The sequence below is a fragment of the Reyranella humidisoli genome, from assembly GCF_019039055.1.
GTDB classification, from domain to species: domain Bacteria; phylum Pseudomonadota; class Alphaproteobacteria; order Reyranellales; family Reyranellaceae; genus Reyranella; species Reyranella humidisoli.
Genome location: NZ_JAHOPB010000004.1, coordinates 124,950 through 145,481 on the forward strand (window position 1 = coordinate 124,950; position 20,532 = coordinate 145,481).

At 64.7% G+C, this 20,532-nt stretch carries 16 protein-coding genes and 1 pseudogene; 7 read left to right on the forward strand and 10 right to left on the reverse strand.

The window, feature by feature from the left end; translation table 11 throughout:
* Positions 1-13 precede the first annotated feature (13 nt).
* The 3 genes from KQ910_RS26335 to KQ910_RS26345 are packed head-to-tail and all read right to left on the reverse strand — an operon-like array spanning position 14 to position 3,328.
* Entirely contained in the window at positions 14-826 is an 813-nt protein-coding gene (locus KQ910_RS26335) for an ABC transporter permease (RefSeq protein WP_216967052.1), read from the reverse strand.
* Entirely contained in the window at positions 823-1,782 is a 960-nt protein-coding gene (locus tag KQ910_RS26340) for an ABC transporter permease (protein ID WP_216967054.1), read from the reverse strand. The genes KQ910_RS26335 and KQ910_RS26340 overlap by 4 nt, the downstream gene beginning before the upstream one ends.
* Before the next feature lie 7 nt (positions 1,783-1,789).
* Positions 1,790-3,328: an ABC transporter substrate-binding protein gene (locus KQ910_RS26345; RefSeq protein ID WP_216967057.1), complete on the reverse strand. Its 1,539-nt coding sequence runs from the start codon at positions 3,326-3,328 to the stop codon at positions 1,790-1,792.
* Between the two features lie 164 nt (positions 3,329-3,492).
* Between KQ910_RS26345 and nikR the strand changes: the two genes are divergently transcribed.
* On the forward strand, positions 3,493-3,951 hold the full coding sequence (nikR, locus tag KQ910_RS26350; RefSeq protein ID WP_216967060.1) for a nickel-responsive transcriptional regulator NikR: 459 nt from the start codon (positions 3,493-3,495) through the stop codon (positions 3,949-3,951).
* A 232-nt stretch (positions 3,952-4,183) separates the two neighbouring features.
* A complete protein-coding gene (locus KQ910_RS26355) occupies positions 4,184-5,488 on the forward strand; it encodes an NtaA/DmoA family FMN-dependent monooxygenase (RefSeq protein WP_216967063.1) in 1,305 nt (434 codons plus the stop codon).
* A 57-nt stretch (positions 5,489-5,545) separates the two neighbouring features.
* On the opposite strand, the gene KQ910_RS26360 is transcribed toward KQ910_RS26355, so the two are convergent.
* Positions 5,546-7,882: a Tex family protein gene (locus KQ910_RS26360; RefSeq protein ID WP_216967162.1), complete on the reverse strand. Its 2,337-nt coding sequence runs from the start codon at positions 7,880-7,882 to the stop codon at positions 5,546-5,548.
* Between the two features lie 114 nt (positions 7,883-7,996).
* Entirely contained in the window at positions 7,997-8,347 is a 351-nt protein-coding gene (locus KQ910_RS26365) for an SET domain-containing protein (RefSeq protein WP_216967066.1), read from the reverse strand.
* 430 nt (positions 8,348-8,777) lie between these two features.
* Here KQ910_RS26365 and KQ910_RS27330 point away from each other — a divergent pair, with 430 nt between their 5' ends.
* Both KQ910_RS27330 and KQ910_RS26370 read left to right on the forward strand, forming a co-directional pair.
* Positions 8,778-9,050, forward strand: coding sequence for an alpha/beta family hydrolase (locus KQ910_RS27330; RefSeq protein WP_369408459.1), 273 nt, complete (start codon positions 8,778-8,780; stop codon positions 9,048-9,050).
* A gap of 678 nt (positions 9,051-9,728) precedes the next feature.
* Complete coding sequence (locus KQ910_RS26370) at positions 9,729-10,949, forward strand: MFS transporter (RefSeq protein ID WP_216967069.1); 1,221 nt, start codon at positions 9,729-9,731, stop codon at positions 10,947-10,949.
* Positions 10,950-10,962: 13 nt separating this feature from the next.
* Here the strand turns inward: KQ910_RS26370 and KQ910_RS26375 are convergent.
* Both KQ910_RS26375 and KQ910_RS26380 read right to left on the reverse strand, forming a co-directional pair.
* Positions 10,963-11,118, reverse strand: a pseudogene (locus KQ910_RS26375) (NAD(P)-dependent alcohol dehydrogenase); the annotation flags it as partial.
* A 417-nt stretch (positions 11,119-11,535) separates the two neighbouring features.
* Positions 11,536-12,525, reverse strand: a complete 990-nt coding sequence (locus KQ910_RS26380) for a class I SAM-dependent methyltransferase (RefSeq protein WP_216967072.1) — start codon at positions 12,523-12,525, stop codon at positions 11,536-11,538.
* A 758-nt stretch (positions 12,526-13,283) separates the two neighbouring features.
* On the opposite strand from KQ910_RS26380, the gene KQ910_RS26385 reads away from it, so the two are divergent.
* Positions 13,284-14,381, forward strand: a complete 1,098-nt coding sequence (locus KQ910_RS26385) for a mandelate racemase/muconate lactonizing enzyme family protein (RefSeq protein WP_216967075.1) — start codon at positions 13,284-13,286, stop codon at positions 14,379-14,381.
* A gap of 180 nt (positions 14,382-14,561) precedes the next feature.
* Here the strand turns inward: KQ910_RS26385 and KQ910_RS26390 are convergent, their stop codons facing one another.
* The 3 genes from KQ910_RS26390 to KQ910_RS26400 are packed head-to-tail and all read right to left on the reverse strand — an operon-like array spanning position 14,562 to position 17,726.
* The gene (locus KQ910_RS26390) at positions 14,562-15,767 is read right to left on the reverse strand and encodes a CaiB/BaiF CoA transferase family protein (protein ID WP_216967078.1); all 1,206 of its coding nucleotides are present in this window, start codon (positions 15,765-15,767) and stop codon (positions 14,562-14,564) included.
* Positions 15,768-15,770: 3 nt separating this feature from the next.
* A complete protein-coding gene (locus tag KQ910_RS26395) occupies positions 15,771-16,553 on the reverse strand; it encodes an enoyl-CoA hydratase/isomerase family protein (protein WP_216967080.1) in 783 nt (260 codons plus the stop codon).
* Between the two features lie 24 nt (positions 16,554-16,577).
* A complete protein-coding gene (locus KQ910_RS26400; RefSeq protein ID WP_216967084.1) occupies positions 16,578-17,726 on the reverse strand; it encodes a CaiB/BaiF CoA transferase family protein in 1,149 nt (382 codons plus the stop codon).
* A gap of 172 nt (positions 17,727-17,898) precedes the next feature.
* Here KQ910_RS26400 and KQ910_RS26405 point away from each other — a divergent pair, with 172 nt between their 5' ends.
* Positions 17,899-18,696 carry an IclR family transcriptional regulator gene (locus tag KQ910_RS26405; protein ID WP_216967087.1) on the forward strand — a complete coding sequence of 266 codons (798 nt, stop codon included), beginning with the start codon at positions 17,899-17,901 and terminating at the stop codon, positions 18,694-18,696.
* Positions 18,697-18,880: 184 nt separating this feature from the next.
* Positions 18,881-20,368, forward strand: a complete 1,488-nt coding sequence (locus KQ910_RS26410; protein WP_229601033.1) for an ABC transporter substrate-binding protein — start codon at positions 18,881-18,883, stop codon at positions 20,366-20,368.
* Positions 20,369-20,532 lie beyond the last annotated feature (164 nt).

Genomic DNA, 20,532 nt, shown 5'->3' on the forward strand with positions numbered 1-20,532 from the left:
AGGGACACGATTGTCAGGCGTCCTTGCCTGTGGGGGGCAGTCCGTCGGCGCTATCCGCCAGCAGGGCGACCAGGGCTGAACTCGCGCACAGTGCCAGCGTCGGGAAGGTCCAGAGCCACCAGCCGTGCGTCAGGAACGTGAAGCCGGTAGCGATGAGGTGACCCCAGCTGGTGAGATACGGGTCGCCGAGGCCGACGAAAGCGAGCGCGGCTTCGGCCAGGATGGCGCCACCGAACACAATGCCCGCGGCCGACAGCGCCGCCGGCGCGGTGTGCGGCAGGATGTGACGGAGCGCGAGGGCGAGTGGGGGCGTGCCGACCGCGACGGCGGCCCGCACGAAGTCCGAGCCGCGCACCGTCAGCGTCTCGGCCCTCACTAGCCGGGCGATGACGGGCCAGCGCGTAAGGCCCAGGACCAGCGCGAGGTTCAGGGCCGAGCCACCGAACAGGGCGGCGACCAGGATGGCGAACAGGAGCGCCGGCAGGCTGAGCACGATGTCGGCGGTGCGCATCAGCAGCTCGTCGAGCCAGCGCGGTCCGAGGCCGGCGGCGGTCCCGACGACGCAGCCGATGCCGAGCGCGAGAATCGTCGTCAGCCCCGCGACCAGCAGCGAGGTCCGGCCGCCCTGCGCCAACTCTTCGAGCAGGTCGCGGCCGAGGTCGTCGGTCCCCAGCAGATGCTTGGGCGAGGGCGGCAGGAAAGGCTGCGACATCGGCAGCATGGCGAGCGTGCCCGGCGGCGCCAGCAGGAGGCACAGGAGATAGAGCAGACCGAGGACTGCGAGCAGCAGGATCCGGGATCGCGAGGGGACGAGCGAGGCGATCATCGATCGGCCTCGTCGAGGCGCGGATCGAGCCACCGCAGCAGCATGTCGACCGCCAGATTGGTAGCCACCACGACCGCCGTGGTGAACAGGACGATGCCGATCACCACCGGATGGTCGCGCGCGATCGCCGACGTAACGATGAGGCGGCCGAGGCCGGGCAGGGCGAACAGGGTCTCGACCACGACGGCGCCGGCGACGAAGCCGCCCAGCCGCGCACCGAACAGGGTGGCGATACCCGGCATCGCATTGGGCAGCGCATGGCGCCGGCGAACGCCGGCCTGTGTCAGGCCCTTGGCGGCGGCGGTCACGGTGTAGGGCCGCGCCAGCTCGCGGGCGACGCGCGCGCGCGTCAGCAGCGCCATGAAGGCGATGTGATGCAGCGCCAGGGTCAGCACCGGCAGCACCAGATGGCGCGCCATGTCGAGCAGGCGCGCCGCTCCGGTGGCGGCGCTGCGCGCATCGACCAACCCCTGGACGGGCAACAGGCCGAGGCCCAGCGCCAGCACGATCACCAGCGCCTGCCCCACGATGTAGCTCGGCAGCGCATGCAGCGCGGCCATCGCGGCGACGAAGCCATGTCCGGGCCGGTCTTGCGTCGGGATCCGCGCAAGACCCAGCGCAATGCCGGCCAGGGCCGAGAAGAGAATGGCCGGTGCCACCAGGGCCAGGGTCACCGGCAGCCGTTCGAGGATAAGGGTCAGCACCGGCTGCTGGCTGCGGTAGGAGTAGCCGAGGTTGCCGCGCAAAATGTTCAGCAGCCAGTCGGCGTAGATCTCGGGCAGCGGGCGGTCGAGCCCGTAGAGTTTCTGGACTTCCTCGAGATAGCCCGGCGCACCGGACTCCCCGCCCAGCGCGATGGCCGGCCCGCCCGGGGCGAGATGGACCAGCACGAAGGCAAGGGTCGCCGCTAGCCACACCGCGGCGGCCAGGAAAAGAGAGCGCCAGAGGAGGCGCATGGCTAGGTCAGCGCGCCGGCGCCGCGCGCTCGGCGAACTGGCCCCTCCAGGGCGCGAAGTCGACGAAGGCGCCGCGCCAGGCCGAGGTGAAATCCGTCTCGACCAGCCACCAGTAGGGCAGGTCGTGCGCGACGATCCGCTCCATCGCGCGATAAGCCTCGCCACGCTTCGCCGTGTCGATCGACGCGCCGGCCTCGTCGAACAGCCTGTCGACTTCGGCGTTGCGGTACGCGGCGGCGTTGGAAAAGGGAACGTTCCCGACGGCACTCGAATGATACATGCGGCGCACGCCGATCTCCGGGTCGACGCCGTTGCAGTAGGAGATCAGCGCGAGGTCGAAGTCGCGCTGGGCGAACACTGCCGTCGCAAAGGCGGCGGGATCGAGCGGCTTCAGGCGCAGGACGATGCCGACCTGCGCAAGCTGCTGGCGCATCAGTTCGGCGTAGCGCGCGAAGGCGGGAAACATGAGCAGGTCGAAGGTCGCGCGTTCGCCGCCGTTCGTGCGCGGCAGCTTCGCCTGGTCGAGAAGTCCATTGGCCTTGGCCGGATCGAGACCGTACGCCTGCAGCGCGCCGGGCAGGGTCGCCCAGCCGATGGCGGAATGGATCGGCGCCCCTGCGACCCGGCCCTGTCCGAACTGCACGACGTCGAGCATCTGGCGGCGGTCGAGCGCATGGGCAAAGGCCTGGCGCACCGGCAGCGCTGCCAGCGCGGGCCGCTGCAGGTTGAAGGCGAGCGTCATGATGCAGTTCGCCCCGCCCGGCCCGGCTGTCGTCTCGGCGAGCGTGGCCTTGCCCTTGAGGCGTGCCACGTCCGCCGGCGCCACGCGGCCGAGGTAGTCGACCTCGCCGTTGGCGAGGGCCGCGATCTGCGTGGCGTTCTCGGGGATGACGCGGAAGATCAGCCGGTCGAGTTTAGGGAGGCCCGGCTTGAAGTAGGACTCGTTGCGCACCAGCACGACGCTCTCGTCGCGCCGGTAGCTCTCGAAGCGGAAGGCGCCGGTGCCGACCGGCCGGGCGTTGGCCTCGTTGCGGTTGGGATCGGTGCCGGCATAGAGGTGGCGCGGCAGGATCGGCGCCTCGGTCACGTCGAGCTGCCGCAGCAGCGCGGGGTGGGGGCGCTTCAGCCTGAAGATGACGGTGTTCGCGTCGGGCGCTTCGATGGACTCCACGGCCGGCGCGAGGCCCGCGCGTGTGCGGGCATGGAAGCGGAACAGCACCTCCTCGAAGGTGAACTTCACATCCTGGGCGGTGAAGGGCTTGCCGTCGTGCCACGTCACGCCCGACGTCAGGGTGAAGCGGACCTCGCGCCCGTCCTCGGCGACCGACCAGCCGGTGGCGAGATCGGGCCGCACGGTGCCGTCGCGGTCGAGGGATACGAGGCCGTTGAACAGGGAATCGGCCACGGCATGAAGCGGACCCGCCGTGGAGATCGCGGGATTGAGATGGCCGGGATCGCCGCCCACCGCGACGATGGCGGTCCGACTGTCCTGGGCCTCGGCCGCACCGAGCGGGAGCGACAGAGATACGACGAGTACGAGGAGCATCCGTAAGCGGAAAGGCATTATTTCTCATACGATGCGGGCTGGTGCCGGACAAGGAGCGGGGGTGGTGTTCCTGGGCACCGGCCGGTGGAGGCGCGAGACGGTTTTCGTATCCGCCGCCTCCAAATGCGGCATACTTCCCGCCGCAGCGGCAAGAGGAGGTTGAGATGCAGCGTGTCACCCTGTCGGTTGACGACGATCTGCTGGCGACGCTGGATCGCCACATGAGGAAGCATCGCTATGCAAGCCGCTCGGAAGCGTTGCGCGACATCCTGCGCGAGGCGGCCGCGCGCGAATCGCTGGCCGAGGACAAATCCGGCAAGGAGGAGGGCTTCTGCATCGCCACGCTGGCCTATGTCTACGACCACGAGACGCGCGATCTCGGCCGCCGGCTCACCCAGGCGCAGCACAGGCATCACGACCTGCAGGTCGCGACGATGCATGTGCATCTCGACCACGATTCCTGTCTCGAAGTCTCGGTGCTGCGGGGACCCGTGAAGGAAGTGCGCGCGATGGCCGACGACACGGTGACCCAGCGCGGCGTCCGCCACGGCCAGCTCCATCTGGTACCCGCCGAGCGGAAGCTGGAGAAGCACCGGCATGGGCACGAGCATTTGCACGCCTGACCCGATTCGGCATCGGAGACGCTGGACGCGCCGCCGGCCGCCTCGAGGTAGAGCCCGGTGCGCCTCCGCCGCATCTCCAGCGACCACTACTCGGACCTTATATGTCTGCTGCGATCGCTTCGTTCACCAGATCGAGCTTTTTCCGCCGCCGCCAGCAGGTCAATCTGGCGCGCCCGATGCCGGCCGGTCCTGAGACCGCGGCTACCCATCATCGTCGCGTGAGGTCCCAGTCATGAAGAAGCCGTTCCATCTGGCGTGGTTCCTGTCCCAGGGGTATGGACCCAAGAGCTGGCGCAGCGAGTTTCCCGGCAGCGACGTCAATCGCTGGATGATGCCCGATATCTTCGTCGATCTCGCCAAAGGCATGGACCGCGCCTGCTTCGACTACATGATCATCGAGGATTCCTCGAACGTGCCCTATACCTATCAGGGCTCGCACAATTCCTACCTCCGGTACGCGGCGAGCGCCCCCAAGCTCGATCCGGCCGTGCTGGTGCCCTACCTTGCGATGGCGACCAAGACGGTCGGCATCGTGCCGACCCTGTCGATATCGGAGTATCCGCCCTACCTGCTGGCGCGCCTGGTGAACTCGCTCGACCATACGACCGAGGGCCGCATCGGCTGGAACTGCGTGACCGGCAGCAACGACGGAGCGGCGCAGAATTACGGCCACGACAAGCACCGGCCGCACGACGAACGCTACGACGTCGCCGACGAGTTCGCCGATGTGGTAACCCGACTGTGGGAGGCGTGGGAGCCCGACGCCGTCGTCCTCGACCGCGAGAAGCCGATGTTTGCCGACGGCTCCAAGGTTCATCCCATCAACCACGAGGGCAAGTACTTCAAGGTGCGCGGGCCGATCAACGCGCCGCGCTCGCCGCAGGGGCGGGTGCCGATCTGCCAGGCCGGCGGATCGCCGCGGGGCCAGCAGTTCGCCTCGCGCTGGGCCGACACCATCATCACCGAGGGCGGCGGCAGCATCGCGAGCATGAAGGCCTATCGCGACAAGGTTCGCAAGCAGGCCGTCGAGTACGGCCGCAATCCCGACGGTATCAAGGTGCTGTTCCTGGCCCATCCGATCATCGACGTCAGCATGGAGGCGGCCCGCGACCGCAGCCGGATGGAAGCGGCCGAGGCCGAGAAGCATCTCGACATGCATCTGTCAGGCATGTCGCGGCTGACCGGCATCGATTTCTCGAAGTTCGACCTCGACGAGCCGCTGCCCACGCATCTCACGACCAACGGGCACCAGTCGTCGCTCGCCAAATGGATCGGCAAGACGCCGCGCTCCATCCTCCAGAGCTATTCGCGCAAGGGCGGCATCGACTTCACCGGGACGCCCGACTATGTCGGCGGCCTGATGGAGGAGATCATGCAGGAAGTGGGCGGCGACGGATTCCTGATCTTCAACAGCTATTTCGACCGCCGCTACATCATGGAGGTCTGCGACGGGCTGGTGCCGGAACTGCAGCGCCGCGGCGTGACGCGCAAGCAGTACGCCCACAAGCACCTGCGGGATAACCTGCTGGAGTTCTAGAGCTTCAACGCGGAGGGGCAGCCGAGGCGCAGCGGGCGCGGCAGCCAACCGCCGCGTTCACTTGCGCGTACCGAGGCCGGCTCTTCTCAGCGCATCGGCCATCGCATTGCCCGGCGCGCTCGGCTTGGCGGACTGCACGCGGGCCTGATCGCGCTTCGAAGCGCCACCGGGTTCGGGGCGGCTGCCGCCGCGCGCCGGCTGCTTGCCGGCCTCATCGTCGAGACGCAGGGTGAGGGCGATGCGCTTGCGCGGCTTGTCGACCTCCAGCACCTTCACGCGGACGATATCGCCCGGCTTTACCAGGCTGCGCGGATCCTTCACGAAGGTCCTCGACATCGCCGACACATGGACGAGCCCGTCCTGGTGGACGCCGACATCGACGAAGGCACCGAACGCGGCGACGTTGGTGACGACGCCCTCGAGCACCATGCCCGGTTCGAGATCGTTGAGCGTCTCGACACCGGCCTTGAATTCCGCCGTCTTGAAGGCCGGGCGCGGATCGCGGCCGGGCTTCTCCAGTTCGCGCAGGATGTCGGTGACGGTGGGCAGGCCGAACCTGTCGTCGACGAATTCGTTGGGCGACAGCGCCCGCAACGCGGCGCTGTTGCCGATCAGCGCGTCGATCTTGCTCTTGGTCGCCGCGATGATCCGGTGAACGACCGGATAGGATTCGGGATGCACGGCCGAGGCATCGAGCGGATCGTCGCCGGCGGGGATGCGCAGGAAGCCCGCACACTGCTCGAACGCCTTGGGACCGAGCCGCGGCACGTCCTTCAGCGCCTTGCGCGAGCGGAAGGCGCCGTTCGTGTCACGATGGGAAACGATGCTCTGGGCGAGACCCTGGCCGATGCCCGAGACGCGGGCCAGCAGCGGCGCCGAGGCCGTGTTGAGGTCGACGCCGACACCGTTCACGCAATCCTCGACCACAGCGTCGAGCGACTTCGACAGCTTGAACTCGCTGAGATCGTGCTGGTACTGGCCGACGCCGATCGACTTGGGGTCGATCTTTACCAGTTCGGCCAGCGGGTCCTGCAGGCGCCGCGCGATCGATACGGCGCCGCGCAGGGTCACGTCGAGGCCCGGCAGTTCCTCCGACGCATAGGCCGAGGCGGAATAGACCGACGCGCCGGCTTCCGACACCACCACCTTCTGCAGCTTGAGGTCCGAGAGCCCCTTCAGCAGCTCGATGGCGAGCTTGTCGGTCTCGCGCGAGGCGGTGCCGTTGCCGATGGCGATCAGCTCGACCTTATGCTCCCGCACGAGCCGGGCCAGGATGGCGAGCGATTCGTCCCAGCGCCGCTGCGGCTCGTGCGGATAGATGGTGCTGGTCGCCACCACCTTGCCGGTGGCGTCGACCACCGCGACCTTCACGCCCGAGCGGAAGCCGGGATCGAGCCCGAGCGTGGCCCGCGTTCCCGCCGGAGCGGCGAGCAGCAGGTCGCGCAGGTTGGAGGCGAAGACCCGCACCGCTTCTTCCTCGGCCGCCGTCCACAGACGCAGGCGCAGGTCGATCGACAGCATGATCGTGATCTTGGTGCGCCAGGCCCAGCGCACCGTATCGGTCAGCCATTTGTCGCCCGGCCGCCCCTGGTCGGAGATGCCGTAGGTCCGCATGATGCGCAGCTCGTAGGCGCTGGGGATGGCCTGGGCGGCGGGCGGTCGCGTCGCGGGATCGTCCGGCTCGACATTGAGGCCCAGGATCTCCTCGCGCTCGCCGCGGCACAGGGCCAGCACGCGGTGCGAGGGCATCTTGGCCAGGGCCTCCGAGAAATCGAAATAGTCGCTGAACTTGGCGCCGGCTTCCTGCTTGCCCTCCCGCACCTTGGAAACGAGGCGGCCGTTGGTCCAGAATTCCTCTCGGAGGGCACCGATCAGGTCGGCATTCTCGGCGAAGCGCTCGACCAGGATGGCGCGCGCGCCCTCCAGCGCCGCCGTCGTGTCGGCGACGTTCTTGTCGGCGGAGACGAAGGGCGCCGCGCGCTCCGCGGGCAGGACCGTGGGATCGCGCAGGAGCAGGTCCGCGAGCGGCCCCAGCCCCGCTTCCTTGGCGATCTCGGCCTTGGTGCGGCGCTTGGGCTTGTAGGGGAGATAGATGTCCTCGAGACGGCTCTTGCTGTCGGCCGCCAGGATCGCCGCTTCGAGCTTGGTGTCGAGCTTTCCCTGGTCGCGCACGGACTCGAGGATGACCTTGCGGCGTGCTTCGAGCTCGCGCAGGTAGCCCAGCCGCTCCTCCAGCGTGCGGAGCTGCGCATCGTCCAGCGATCCGGTGATTTCCTTGCGGTAGCGCGCGATGAAGGGGACGGTCGCGCCGCCGTCGAGCAGCTCGACCGTGGCCTGGACCTGCTGTTCCTTGACGCCGAGTTCCTCGGCAATGCGCGCCTGGATGGAAACCACCAAGAAAACCCTCTTCGGCCGGAGCTGAGCGATACCGTCGCTCTCGTCGGTCCGCGGGTATGAACGGCGCGCCTGTGATACTTCAAGCGCATTGTTTTCTTGCTTCCGGCGCGGCTACGGTTCGTAGAACGTGGAGCCGTAGTCGAAGGTTATTTCCTCGCCCTTGCGGATTCCTTCGATCCCGGCCACGAGCCAGATTTTGCCATCGTCGCGAAGCACGAAGCAGTTGGGCTTGCGGCGGTCGTGGTTGGCATAACGCGCCTCGTTGCCGTGGACCGCGCCGTCGATGTTCGCGTTCTCGCCCAGCTCGAAGATGCAGTCCGATCCCTCGGCGATACGGGCCAGGGCGACTTCGTCGGTGATCACCTCGCCCTGGTATTCGATGATCTTCACTCCCCAGGGAATGTCTTCAGCGGCAAACAGGCCTTTGCCGTGTATCCGCGATTTCTTGACGATCAGTTTCATGCACTCGGACGTGACAGTGAAGTGAGCGCGGGAGCGACCGGCCACCGGTGCCCACACTATGCGTGCTTTTTCGCAGGCTACAAAGCCAGACCGGTTCGGTTCACCGACCCCGAACTCCGAGGAACCCGCTCGCAACGGCTCCGCTACGCCGGTATGGAGCCAGGTGAGCTGCGCCTATGCGCCTTCGTAGACGATCGTGTTCTCCCATGAGGTGAGCGCTGCTGCGATCGTCGAAGGCGAGATCGTCGCCGCTGTCGGATTTTGCCGACGCTGTTGCCGAGGATTGCGTCTCTTGCGTCGGACGTAGTGCGGTGAATGTTCCCGTGAAGGCCCGGCGCCTCCGGTTGCCTAACGAGTCCGGTACAACCGTTTCGGCGCTCTCTGAAAATGCGGCCCGGCCCGTCGCGCCCGGTGTGCGCGGTCTGGTGTCCTGGGATTTCCCCGTCACCCGCCGGAAAAGCCTTCGGTAGAAGGCACAGCGCATCTTTTCGACGTCTGGATTTCTCAGTTGCTCCTTCAGGGAAACAGCGATGCGCTGGCACAGCCCCGGCTCCTGAGAAGTGTAATCAATCTTATCGGGAAACGGGCTACCTACCGGCCGGCCCAGAATCCCGACCGTTCGTTCGGAGTCCGCGTCCGCTCGGGGGCCGAACCGTTGCGGAAGTTCTCTCCGGAATCGCGGACGTCCTGGCCCAGTGGGTGAAGGCCACGAAATGAGACGGGACAGGCGGTTGGTCGTGGGGCCAGTCGACCGCTAACCAGTCTCAGGTCAAATTCCCTGCTAACAGGGAAGATAACAGCGAATTTCCAGTCGGCCCGGCGGGCGAGGCGCAAAAAGTCCGGGCCCGGCAACGATTTCCAGCCTCGACTCGCTGCAACGTCGCCGATCGGAACAGGGAATTTAGGCGCGATAACAGGGAAATTTGGCGCCCTGAACAGGGAAGTAGTGCCAGACTATTTGTTGCGCCAGACGTGCCGCGCTCGTGGTGGATCGAGCACGATGAGGTATGTCCACCCTTCGACAGTCCCCGCAGCAAGGCATGCGGGCCAGCGGGATGCGGTGGAAGGAAATCTGCTGGAAGTTCGGCCTGGCACATGCCGCCGCGCATGATCACCGGCTATTGCACTGCGTCATTGCGCGGCAGCTGAACGGTTGGGGCGGGCTGAAGCATATCGGCAGGCAGCGGTTGATCGCGCGGGTCCGCTTTGGAGCAGTCAGCGGACCTCCTGCGTAGTGGGTTGGACTTCCGAAACGTGTCGCATGAGTTGAGTGCGTGACGAGCATGTTCAAGGTTACGCTACATTCACGGAAAATCTGGTAGTGGTTCCAGCGTCAGGACAGGAGACTTTGGCGCGGTCGTGCGCGACAGTCGCCGCCAGCATGGGCGAGAATAACAAGAACACGGCGAGTTCGTTCCGGCAGGTGCTGCGGACCAGTCCGATGGATTTCTGGCGCCTGTGGTACGTCGGCTTCGTCGTCACCACCGTGCGTTGGCTGGAAACGGTCGCCATGGGTCTCGTCGTCTATCAGCAGACCGGCTCCGCCCTGGTCGTCGCCATGATCACCATGCTCCGCCTGGTCCCGATGGGCCTGTTCGGCGCCTTCCTCGGAGCCTTCGCGGAACGGTTCGACCGCCGCCTGACCCTGGCCGGCATCGTTGGCCTCATGATGGTCACCTCCGCTTTGCTCTCCGTCGTCGCTTTCACGGGAGCCCTGGAAGTCTGGCACCTCGCCGTCGCCAGTTTCATCAACGGCTGCGGCTGGGCCACCGACAATCCGCTCCGGCGCGTGATGATGGGCGAAGTCATGGGCCGCGATCGCATGGCTATCGCCATGGCGCTCGATGTCGGCGCCGGCAATGTGAGCCGCATGGTAGGGCCCGCCGTCGGCGGCCTGCTACTGGCGGGCGTCGGCATCGAAGGCGCCTTCCTGCTGAGCGTGGCACTGTACGCGTCGGCCGTCGCCGCCACCTTGATGGTGCAAAGCCACATCCCGTCCTCGCCCGGTGCGGGGGCCGTGCTCGCCCGCACCTGGGAGGGCGTGGCGCTCATCTTTTCCGACCGCCGCCTCGGCGCGATCATGGCGGTCACCGTCATCTACAATGTCTTCGCCTGGCCCTTCACCAGCATGATCCCGGTGATCGGCACCGACCGGCTGCTGCTCGGCCCCGAAGGCGTCGGCCTGCTCACCAGCATCGACGGCGTCGGCGCCTTCGCCGGCTGCGTCCTGCTGGCGCTGTGGCTGACGCCGGGCTGGCATGCCCGCGCCTATGTCGGCGGCACGGCCGCCTACCTGGTCGGGCTGATCGGCTTTGCGGCGGCGCCCACGCCGCTGCTGGCGGGTGTGGCGCTGCTGGTGACCGGCCTCGCCGGCGCCACCTTCGCCACCCTGCAGGCCACGCTCGTCTATCTCGCGGCGCCGATAGAAATGCGCTCACGCATCCTGGGTGTGCTCTCGGTCTGCATCGGCACCGGCCCGATCGGCTTCGTCTGGCTGGGCTGGCTCGCCGATCTCATCGGAGCGCCCGAGGCCACGGCGATCACCGGCGTGACGGGCCTGCTGGCGCTCGCCGCGACCTGGCCGCTTTGGCGGAGGATTTGAGAAGGATTTTTCGTCAGATCGTGATGGCCACCTTGAGCACGCCGTCGCGCTGATGGGAAAACAGTTCGTAGGCCTCCTCGATCCGGTCGAGCGTGAAGCGATGCGTGACCTTGGGCGCAAGATCGACCCGGCCCGAGGCCACCACGTCTATCAAGCGGCGCATGCGTTCTAAGACCAGTCCGGGCTTTCCAAGGCTGTTGGCATTCGAGAGCGACTATCCGCGATAGGTCGATCGCGTCGATTTTTTCATGTCTGCCGATGTCCGGTTCGTGGTCAATCCCGGACCAATGACTGCCCGTTGCCTGTGCTCTGTCGTGTGCCGCTGGCGGTAGAAGGAGATTTGCTGGCAAGTCGGGTGGGCGCGCGCGGCTGCGCACGAGCACTGGCTCTACGCGCTCTGTGTCATCGCGTGGCGGCTGAGCGGTAGGGGCGGGCTGAAGCACTCCGGCAGGCGGCGGCTGATTGCGCGGGTTCGCTTTGGAGCCATGAGAGGCCCTCTTGGGTAGCAGGCCGGACTGACCCGATGTGCTAACAAGAGACTTCCGCTTCAAGCCGCCGCTGATCGCCCGTGCCGAACTCCCGGGCGTCAGTAGTAGGCTTTCTCCGACTTTGGCGGATCAATGGTGACAGAAGTCAAACGCTCTTCGCCGGGCCCACTACGGACGCGATTGCGTATATTGTGTTCCAGCACGGAAAGCTCCGATGCGGCGAAGAAATCGTCGCGATCCTCGCCGGTTTCGAAGTAGCGATCGAGATCGCATCGGCTGAAACTGCCAAGGAAGATTGCCGACATTTCCGAACCATGGTTCTTCAGAAACGTGAAAGGCCGGCCATCCTTGCGCAGAAGAAGACCGATCAGCCTGATTGCCTTGTAGATCAGCGAACTGTCATGAAACATGACTGCCGAATCCGTCTTCATCATCGGCAGGGCCCACAGGAAATCGCGGAAGCAGGCCTGGTCAGTATGCTCGCCGTCGATGAAAGCGAGATCAAACCGACGATCCGACGACGGCAGCGTGTCGATTGGCCCATCGTGAGTCGTCAGCTTCGTCGTTGCCAGTCCCGCCTCGTGCAGGCGGTCGAGCATCGACTGGGTGGTGATGCCGGCATAGTCGAACAGAGCGCCGCGTTCATCGGGCAGGGTCTTGCCGCGCTCGTCGATGGAAAGGATCGATGTGCAGGCCGGGTCCCTGAGAAAGGGCGCCAGGCTGCCGCCGAGAAACGAACCAATTTCCAGGTAGTCGTAGCAGGGCGCGAAGTCACCGATCAGCCGCTGCGCAGCAAGAAGGAACTCCTTGTCGCGGATGCTGCTCTGCGACTCGATGGGAAAGAGGAGAGCAATTTCGGAAGATTTCGGCATTGTGACGAACCGCCAGAGAAGCAACTGAGGAGCAGAGCGGTGACATGAGGGAAAACAATATGCAAAGCAAGGTTTGTCAAACGAAGTGCTGAGCAGGATGCCCGGGTTACGAGCGAGGATGCGGTGTTCACGCTTGAACAGTTCCGGATGCTGGTCGAGTGAGAGTACAGATCGCGGCTGCAGACACTTTTCGCGCAGACGGATTCGGCCGGACAAGGTAGATTTCTTGGTATGATCGCGAGGTGACCGCATAAGCGCTTCGATCGCGGCACGAGCCAAGCGAACTCGCAGATCATCGCATTGCTTTTTCTCGGAGCATCACGATCATGGGATTACAGGCGCTGCAGCCGCGCGTCGGCTTGGCGCCCGTCACGCCGAGGCCCCGAACGGGCCATTTCTTGGAGGCATTAGCGGACGGGAAATAATTCCCTGCCTGTGGTCTTGGGCCGGCAGAGAAAGTCTCTGCGTGAGCCCCATGCCGGCAGCACACCCCAAATGCCCCAAGGATCGGAGGCGCCCCGGGGGCGCCACGTTCTCTTCGCGCGTTCTCGCTGTTGCCCGGAACGCTAGCCAGCATGAATTCTGATGTACTCGCTTACTGGGCGGCTCGTCCAACGGGTCGATGCAGAAGAATGCGGCTTTGAATAAAGCGCTGGCGAACAAGTGACGACAGAGACCCGACGGCTGGGCTGGATCACTGCGCAGCCGATTCTGGGCGGACTTTTTCATCATCATTATTGAGGTGGAACGGCCCAGCTCCCCGACATCGAAGTGCCAAAGGTGTGGTCGTTGTGTTGAAGTAATGCCACAAACTAGTGAACGTCTGCACGAGTACCGTTTCTGCTGAGCTTTGTCATATTCGCCTTTCATTTTCTTTGTTGCGACGAGCAAGTCCGCACCCAAGGAGCTTTCGGGTTGGCTTCGTGGAGTATACGAGACTGAGTTGGTCGCAAGCCGTCGAACCGGAGCAGCGCATGATCATCGACCGCATCGAGCCCATCGCCCTGCGGATTCCGGCGCTAAAGCGGCCGGCCAACGTTCCGTCGCCGCTGGCGAGCGACGTAATGTGTCTCACCCTCTGTCGCGTGACGACGCGAGACGGCCTGATGGGCTACGGTGAATGCCTGTCTCTGCGCCCACCGATGCAGAATGCGCTGTTCGCGACGATACGCGACGCGATAGCGCCGCACTATCTCGGCAAGCCGGTCGACCAGAAGGAGGCGCTGAACCTTTCGGCGCGCAGGCGCTTCGCGAGTTTCGGCCGCGCGGGCACAGTGATGAACGCATTGGCTGCCGTCGATATCGCGCTGTGGGATATCGCCGGCAAGGCGTCGGGTCAGTCAGTCTCCGCGATGCTGGGCGGTGCCCGGCGTAAACAGGTGCCGGTGATGGCAAGCCTCGACAAGTACGATCACGCCGACCGGGTACGGCAGCGCGTTGAGCAGGCGCTGGCGACCGGCGTTGCGTCCGTGAAGGTGCACGAGGCTAGGCTTGAGGTGATTGAAGAAGCGCGGCGCGCGATTCCGGCTGCAACGCCCTATGTCGCCGACAGCAACAACGCCCACACCCTGGCGGATATCAGGCGCGACGCGAAGCGTTGGGCAGCGCTCGGTCTGCTATGGTTCGAGGATCCGTTCTGGCCGCCCGAGGACCTGCTCGAATGTCCGGCATTGCCGGGGATCGTGATTGGCATGGGTGCCGATTTCGGCTCTGCCGAGCAGATGGCGGTTTACAGCAAGACCCCGGCGATCGGCGTGCTGCAGCCCGATGTCTGCATGCTTGGGGGCCTCTCCGAAGCCAAGCGCACCCTGGCCATGCTCGCGGAGGCGAAGAAGACGGCGGCGCCACACACGCCGTTCGTCGGACCGGCGGCGCTCGCGTCGTTGCACATGCTGGCCGTCACCGAGGAGGAGGGCTACTTTGCTACAGTCGAAGCCGATGACTCGATGGATCTCTACGGCACTGGCCTCACCCGCTGGAAGAAGTCGCTCGACGTGCCGACCGGTCCCGGATTGGGCTTCGATCCGGATGCTGACTTCCTGCGCCATCACCTCTATGCCGCAGGAAGTTGATGCCTCCGGCGATTTTGGAGATTGGGGCCGGATCGGTGCCCCAAGCCGTGGTGTAGCTGACGGTTATTCAGTATCGAGGTCCCGAGTAGTGCCGGATCGCGCCGGGTCCGGTCGGCGCATAAGCGTCGAACGATCGCCGCACCAGCGGGTGGCGTACGTGCCGATATGAGGAGACGCGAACTAACGACCGCGCTCCTCAAATGCCGCCTTCTCAGTGATCATGGTATCGATTTCACTGTCGACGTAGCCCACCTCAGCCAGAATCTCGCGAGTATGCTGTCCCAGTCGTGGCGCAAATCGATCTTCGGGCGGGGGCGTTTCGGACCAGGTGCTGGGCTCGCGCATAAGCCGGATGCGGCCCTCGGAGGGATGTTCGCGAAGCTCGAAAAAGCCACGATCGTGCAGATGTGGATCTTCCATCAATGTCTCGAGTGTATGCGGCACCATGCAGGGGATATCCGCCTTGTGAAGAAGCTCGAGCCATTCCGAAGTCGGGCGGGTCTTGAGTTCGTCGCCAATCATGTCGTAGAGCGCGTCGATGTTCGCGGTGCGGGCGACGATGTCGGCAAAACGCGGATCCTCCGTGAACAGGTTACCCTTGCCGATGGCTTCGAAGAAGCGGCGCCATTGCCCGTCATTGTAGGGCAATACGGCCAGATGACCGTCCTGCGTGGCATAGGGCCGTCGCGAGCGCGACAGCGTCCGTGCATACCCGGGCGGGCCGGTCGGCGGATCGAAGGTGGCGCCTTGCATGTGCTCCGCGAGGACGAACTGCACCATCGTCTCGAACATCGGCACTTCGATCTTCTGACCGACGCCTGTCCGTGCCTTCGCCAGCAGGCCGGCCAGCAACATGTTGGCACCCGCGGTGCCGACGATGCGATCGATCGCAGCCATCGGGATGAAGCGCTGCTCGCCGGTCGAGCGCTGCAGCAGGGTGGAGATCGCCGATGCGGCCTGGATCAGGTCGTCGTAAGCCGGCTGTCCTGCGTAACGGCCGCCGGTACCGTACCCCACCATGCTGAGATAGACGATCGAGGGATTGGACCTGCGGACGGCTTCGTAGCCCAATCCCAGCCGGTCGAGGGGGCCCGGCCGGATGTTCGAGACGAAGGCGTCCGCTCCAGCCGTCAGTCTGAGGATCACGTCGCGTGCTGAAGGCTTCTTCAGATCCAGCACGAGCGACCTCTTGCGCCTGGCGGTGTGCTGGAAACCTCCTCCCATTCCGCGGTTGCGCGCATTCCCGCCGTAGCGACTGGAATCTCCTTCCGGCGCCTCGACCTTGATCACGTCCGCCCCAAGGTCTGCAACGATACGCGTACACCAAGGCCCCATCATGATAGTAGTGAGGTCGACAATCCGAAGGCCGGAGAGCGGTCCGGTCATCACCTATTCTCCCTTGTAGATGCCCGGCCGCTTCTCGCGAAAAGCGCTGACTGCTTCCTTGTGATCGGCGGTTGTCGCCATGATCGCGGCTTGTGAGGACGCCAGCTCCAGCGCAGTGATCATTTCGTTCTGAAAGCTCTCATAGGTGAGACGCTTGCACGTTTGCACGCCGAGAGGGGGAAGGGCGGCGATCTTCCGGGCGATGCCATAGGCCTTCTCCTCCAGCTCGTGATGAGGAACACAGTGGTTGACCAACCCGATGCGCTCGGCCTGCGGAGCAGCCACGAAATCGGCCGTCAGTAGCATCTCCAGTGCGCGCCCGAGTCCGATGAGCCGGGCGAGGAAGAAGGCGCCGCCGTCGCCAGGCACCAGGCCCAGACGAACATACGCCTGGGAGAATCTGGCCTTCTCGGAGGCCACGCGGATGTCGCACATCAACGCAATGTCCATTCCCCCACCGACGGCGTCGCCGTTGATCATCGCGATCACCGGCTTGTCCACGGTGGCGAGCATCTTCGGGACCGTTTGCATGCGTTTCCAGAGATCAGACTTGCGCTGGATGACCGAAGTGCTGCGTCCCATCTTCTTGACGTCGCCGCCGGAGCAGAACGACTCGCCGGCACCCGTCAGAACGATCACCCTGACGTCCGGATCATCGCGGAAGGCGGCCAGAATCTTCGAACACTCCTCGAGCATCTCCAGCGTGAAGGCATTACGGCTCTCGGGGCGATTGAAGATGATGGTTCCGATATGGTCGTTGACGAAAGACTTGATCTCGGTGTTCACGCTCTGTTTATCCCGTTGTTGGAATCAGCTGATGACGCCGCCAGCGCGTAGATCGGCCACGTCGGCAGAAGTGAGGCCCCATTCGCGAAGGACATCTTCTGTCGGCGGTTCTTCGGACCCGGCGGACCGACGGATCTCGGGTTTTGTGCGACTGAAGCGTGGTGCCGGGCCGGGCTGTACGACGCCGTCATGTTCGATGAATGTCGAGCGGGCTTTCATGTGAGGGTGCAGCGGCGCTTCAGCCATCGTCAGCACGGGTGCGAAGCAGATCTCGCATCCGGTCATGATCGAGCACCATTCGTCACGCGTCTTCTCGCGAAACTTCCGCGTGAAGTACGTTCGGATGGCCGACCACCCTCTGCGATCGTGCCGATCTACCGGGAGCGCGGACCGATCGGCCCCCAACCGATCGAGCAGCGCGTCGTAGAATTGCGGCTCGTTGCAACCCAGGGATATCCATTTGCCGTCGGACGTCTCATAGACATCGTACCAGGGGGTCCCCGAGTCGAGCCGGTTGGACCCGCGGTTGTCCGTCCACACGCCGGCAGCATGCATGCCGTACATCATCGTCATGAGGCTGGAGACGCCGTCGATCATGGCGGCGTCCACGACCTGTCCCTTTCCGGAAACCTTCGCCTCGTAGACCGCGCATACGATGCCGAAGGCCAGATAAAGTGCACCGCCGCCAAAGTCGCCAACCAGGTTGAGAGGTGGAACCGGCGGGCCGTCTTTCCTCCCGATCGCGTGCAAGGCGCCGGTCAATGCAATGTAGTTGATGTCGTGGCCAGGCTCGGCGGCCAGCGGGCCGTCCTGGCCCCATCCCGTGATGCGGCCATAGACGAGCCTCTGGTTGAGACGCAGGCATTCCTCGGGGCCAAGCCCGAGCCGCTCGGCGACCCCGGGCCGAAACCCCTCGATGAGTGCATCCGACTTGACGATCAGCTTCCTGACCAGCGCCACCGCGCTCGGCGTCTTGAGGTCCAGTGCGACGGACAGGCGGCCGCGGTTGAGCAATTGGTGGCGCTTTTCGTAACCATTCATGCTGCTGCCGGCCTTGTCGCGACGGCGGATGCGCAACACGTCGGCGCCCATCTCTGCGAACAGCATCGAGGCGAAGGGGGCGGGGCCGATCCCTCCGAGCTCTACAATTCTGACGCCGGCCAGCGGTCCCATTCGAAATCCCACCTTCCGTATTTCGGAAAATATTAGCACAAATATGTATACAGTCGCCTGATTGTCTCGCAAGCTGTTCCACATGTGCGCCGTTGTCGAATGCGGAGGTGACAGGGCTTCGATGGTCGTGACTGGACCTTTGTCTCGCTGGTCGCGTCAGCGTAATTTGCTGATGCCCTGGCTCAATACTGGGCCGGGAACAGTGCTCAGGGATAAGATGACAGTCAGAACCGCCGACCGGACGCTCGACATCTTCGAGAGTTTTGCGCGTCGACAACGACCCATCACTGTATCGGATCTTGCGCGCGAGCTGTCTCTGCCGACTTCGACCTGCTTTGCTCTCGTGCGGACCCTCGTGGATCGCGGCTTTCTGTACTACCTGAGGCCGCGCGGGGCCGTCTATCCGACCGGCCGACTGGGACGGGTCGCCGAATCGATCGGGCTTCATGACCCGATAGCGACGCACATCCGCCCGATCCTCGAGTCTCTCCGCGATGTCACGGGAGAGACGGTCATTCTCGGCAAGCTCCAGGGGCTTGCTGTCGTCTATCTGGAGATCGTCGAGTCGCGGCAGGCCGTGCGCTACTCGATGGCGGTCGGCACGGTTCGCGAGCTTCATGCCTCCTCGATCGGCAAGGCGATCGTCGCGGCGATGGACGATGCTTCGCGCGAAGCGGTGCTCGCGCAGCTGAAGTATCCGAAGCTCACCGACGATACGATCCGCAATCGCGCGCAGTACACGCGCGACCTGGAAGAAGGTCGCAGGCGCGGCTACTGGACAAACGTCGGTGAAAGCTCGCCGGATGTCATGGGCATCGCGCTTCCCGTCAAGATATTCGGCGACCTCTACGGCATCAATCTGGTCGGGCCGCAGTCGCGCTTCAATCGAAACAACAAGGCATATGCCGATGCGCTAAGGGCAACGGTCAGGAAGGTCGGTGCCATCCGGACCGCCTTGTATGACGACTAGCAGGCCGGATCGTCCTTTGATCTTTGCAGGAGAAGGGGAGCCACCAATGACAAGCGTATTCTCATCCATGCGTGCGGGTCTGAAGAGACTGTTCTGCCTCGGGCTCGCCTCGTTGATGGGAATGGCGGCGGGCCATGGCATTGCTTACGCGCAAAAGCCGGGAGGCACGCTCCGGGTGCAACTCATGGATACGCCCCCCAGCGCATCGCCGCTCGAGGAAATCACCGTCTCGGTGGTGGTTCCCTTCATGGGGGTGTTCAACAACCTCGTGATCTACGACCAGGCGGTGGCGCGCAACTCCTTCGACAGCATCCGGCCCGAGCTGGCGACCGGGTGGCAGGTCAGCGAAGACGGAAAGCAGGTGCGCTTCGATCTGCGACGTGAAGTCAAATGGCACGACGGCAAGCCATTCACTGCGGCCGACGTGCGCTGCACCTTCGACCTCCTGATGGAGAAGGGTGAAGCCAAGCTCCGCCGCAACCCGCGCGGTGTCTGGTACGAGAACGTCGAGCAGGTCACATCCGACAACGATTTCCAGGTGACCTTCCATCTCAAGCAACCGCAGCCGTCGCTGCTGGCGCTGCTGTCGGCCGGCTGGTCCGCGATCTATCCCTGTCACGTCGCGCCGGCGCAGATGCGGAGACACCCGATCGGAACCGGGCCCTTCAAGTTCGTGGAGATGAAGAGCAACGAGCGGGTGAAACTGGAGAAGAACAAGGAGTACTGGCGGCCCGGGCGACCCTATCTCGATGGTATCGAGTTCAACATCATCACGAACCGGGCAACACGCATGCTCGCCTTTACCGCCGACCGTTCCGACATGACGTTCCCGACCGATGTCACCATGCCGCTCTACAAGGACATCATGCAGCAGACGCCGACCGCGCAGTGCACCGTGCGACCGACGGGCGTCACCTATAATCTGATCTTCAATCGGGACGCGGCGCCGTTCAATGACGAGCGCGCGCGCGCGGCCCTCGCCCTTACGCTGGACCGCAAGACCCTGGTCGACATCATAAGTGAAGGGGCGGACGTCATCGGAGGCGCGATGTTGCCGCCGCCGGCGGGGGTGTGGGGCGTCGGTGCGGAGGCCCTGGCGGACCTCCCGGGCTATGGGCCGGATGTCGAGGCGTCGCGGGAGAAGGGCAGGGCGCTGATGCGCGAGGCGGGATACGGCCCGGACAAGCGGCTGAAGCTCAAGGTCACGACCAGAAACATCGCCAGCTATCGCGACCTGTCGGTTCTCATGATCGATCAGCTGCGCCACATCTACATCGATGGCGAAATGGAGCTTCTCGACAGCGCCGTCTACTTCAATCGCCTCTACCAGAAGAACTATCTTCTCGTCGTGAATGCGACCGGCAGCTCGCTGGACGATCCCGACCAGCACTTCGTGGAGAACTACGGCTGCAACTCACCGCGCAACTTCAACGGATACTGCGATCCGGAACTCACGAAGCTGATTGCCGCCCAGTCGCTCGAGCGCGACGTCGAAAAGCGCCGCAGCGTGGTGCGGGAAATCGAACGCAAGCTGGCGCGCGACATCGTGCGGCCGATCTTCTCGCACAATGTCACGGCCGCGTGCCGGCATGCACGGGTCCGCGACCTGACGATCATGGTCAACAGCAACTACAACGGGTGGCGCTTCGAAGACGTCTGGCTGGATCAGTAGCAAGGAGCCCCATCGCCCAGGGCCCCGTCGTGGTGTCGGTGACTTCCGCTGGGTTCGAATTGCACCAGCCATGAACACGGCTCCACGAGAAGGCAGTCCGCAGTACCTTCGCGGCGTAGTTCGCCATCCATCGCTGCTGCTTCTTCGCCACGGCGTCGCGAAGG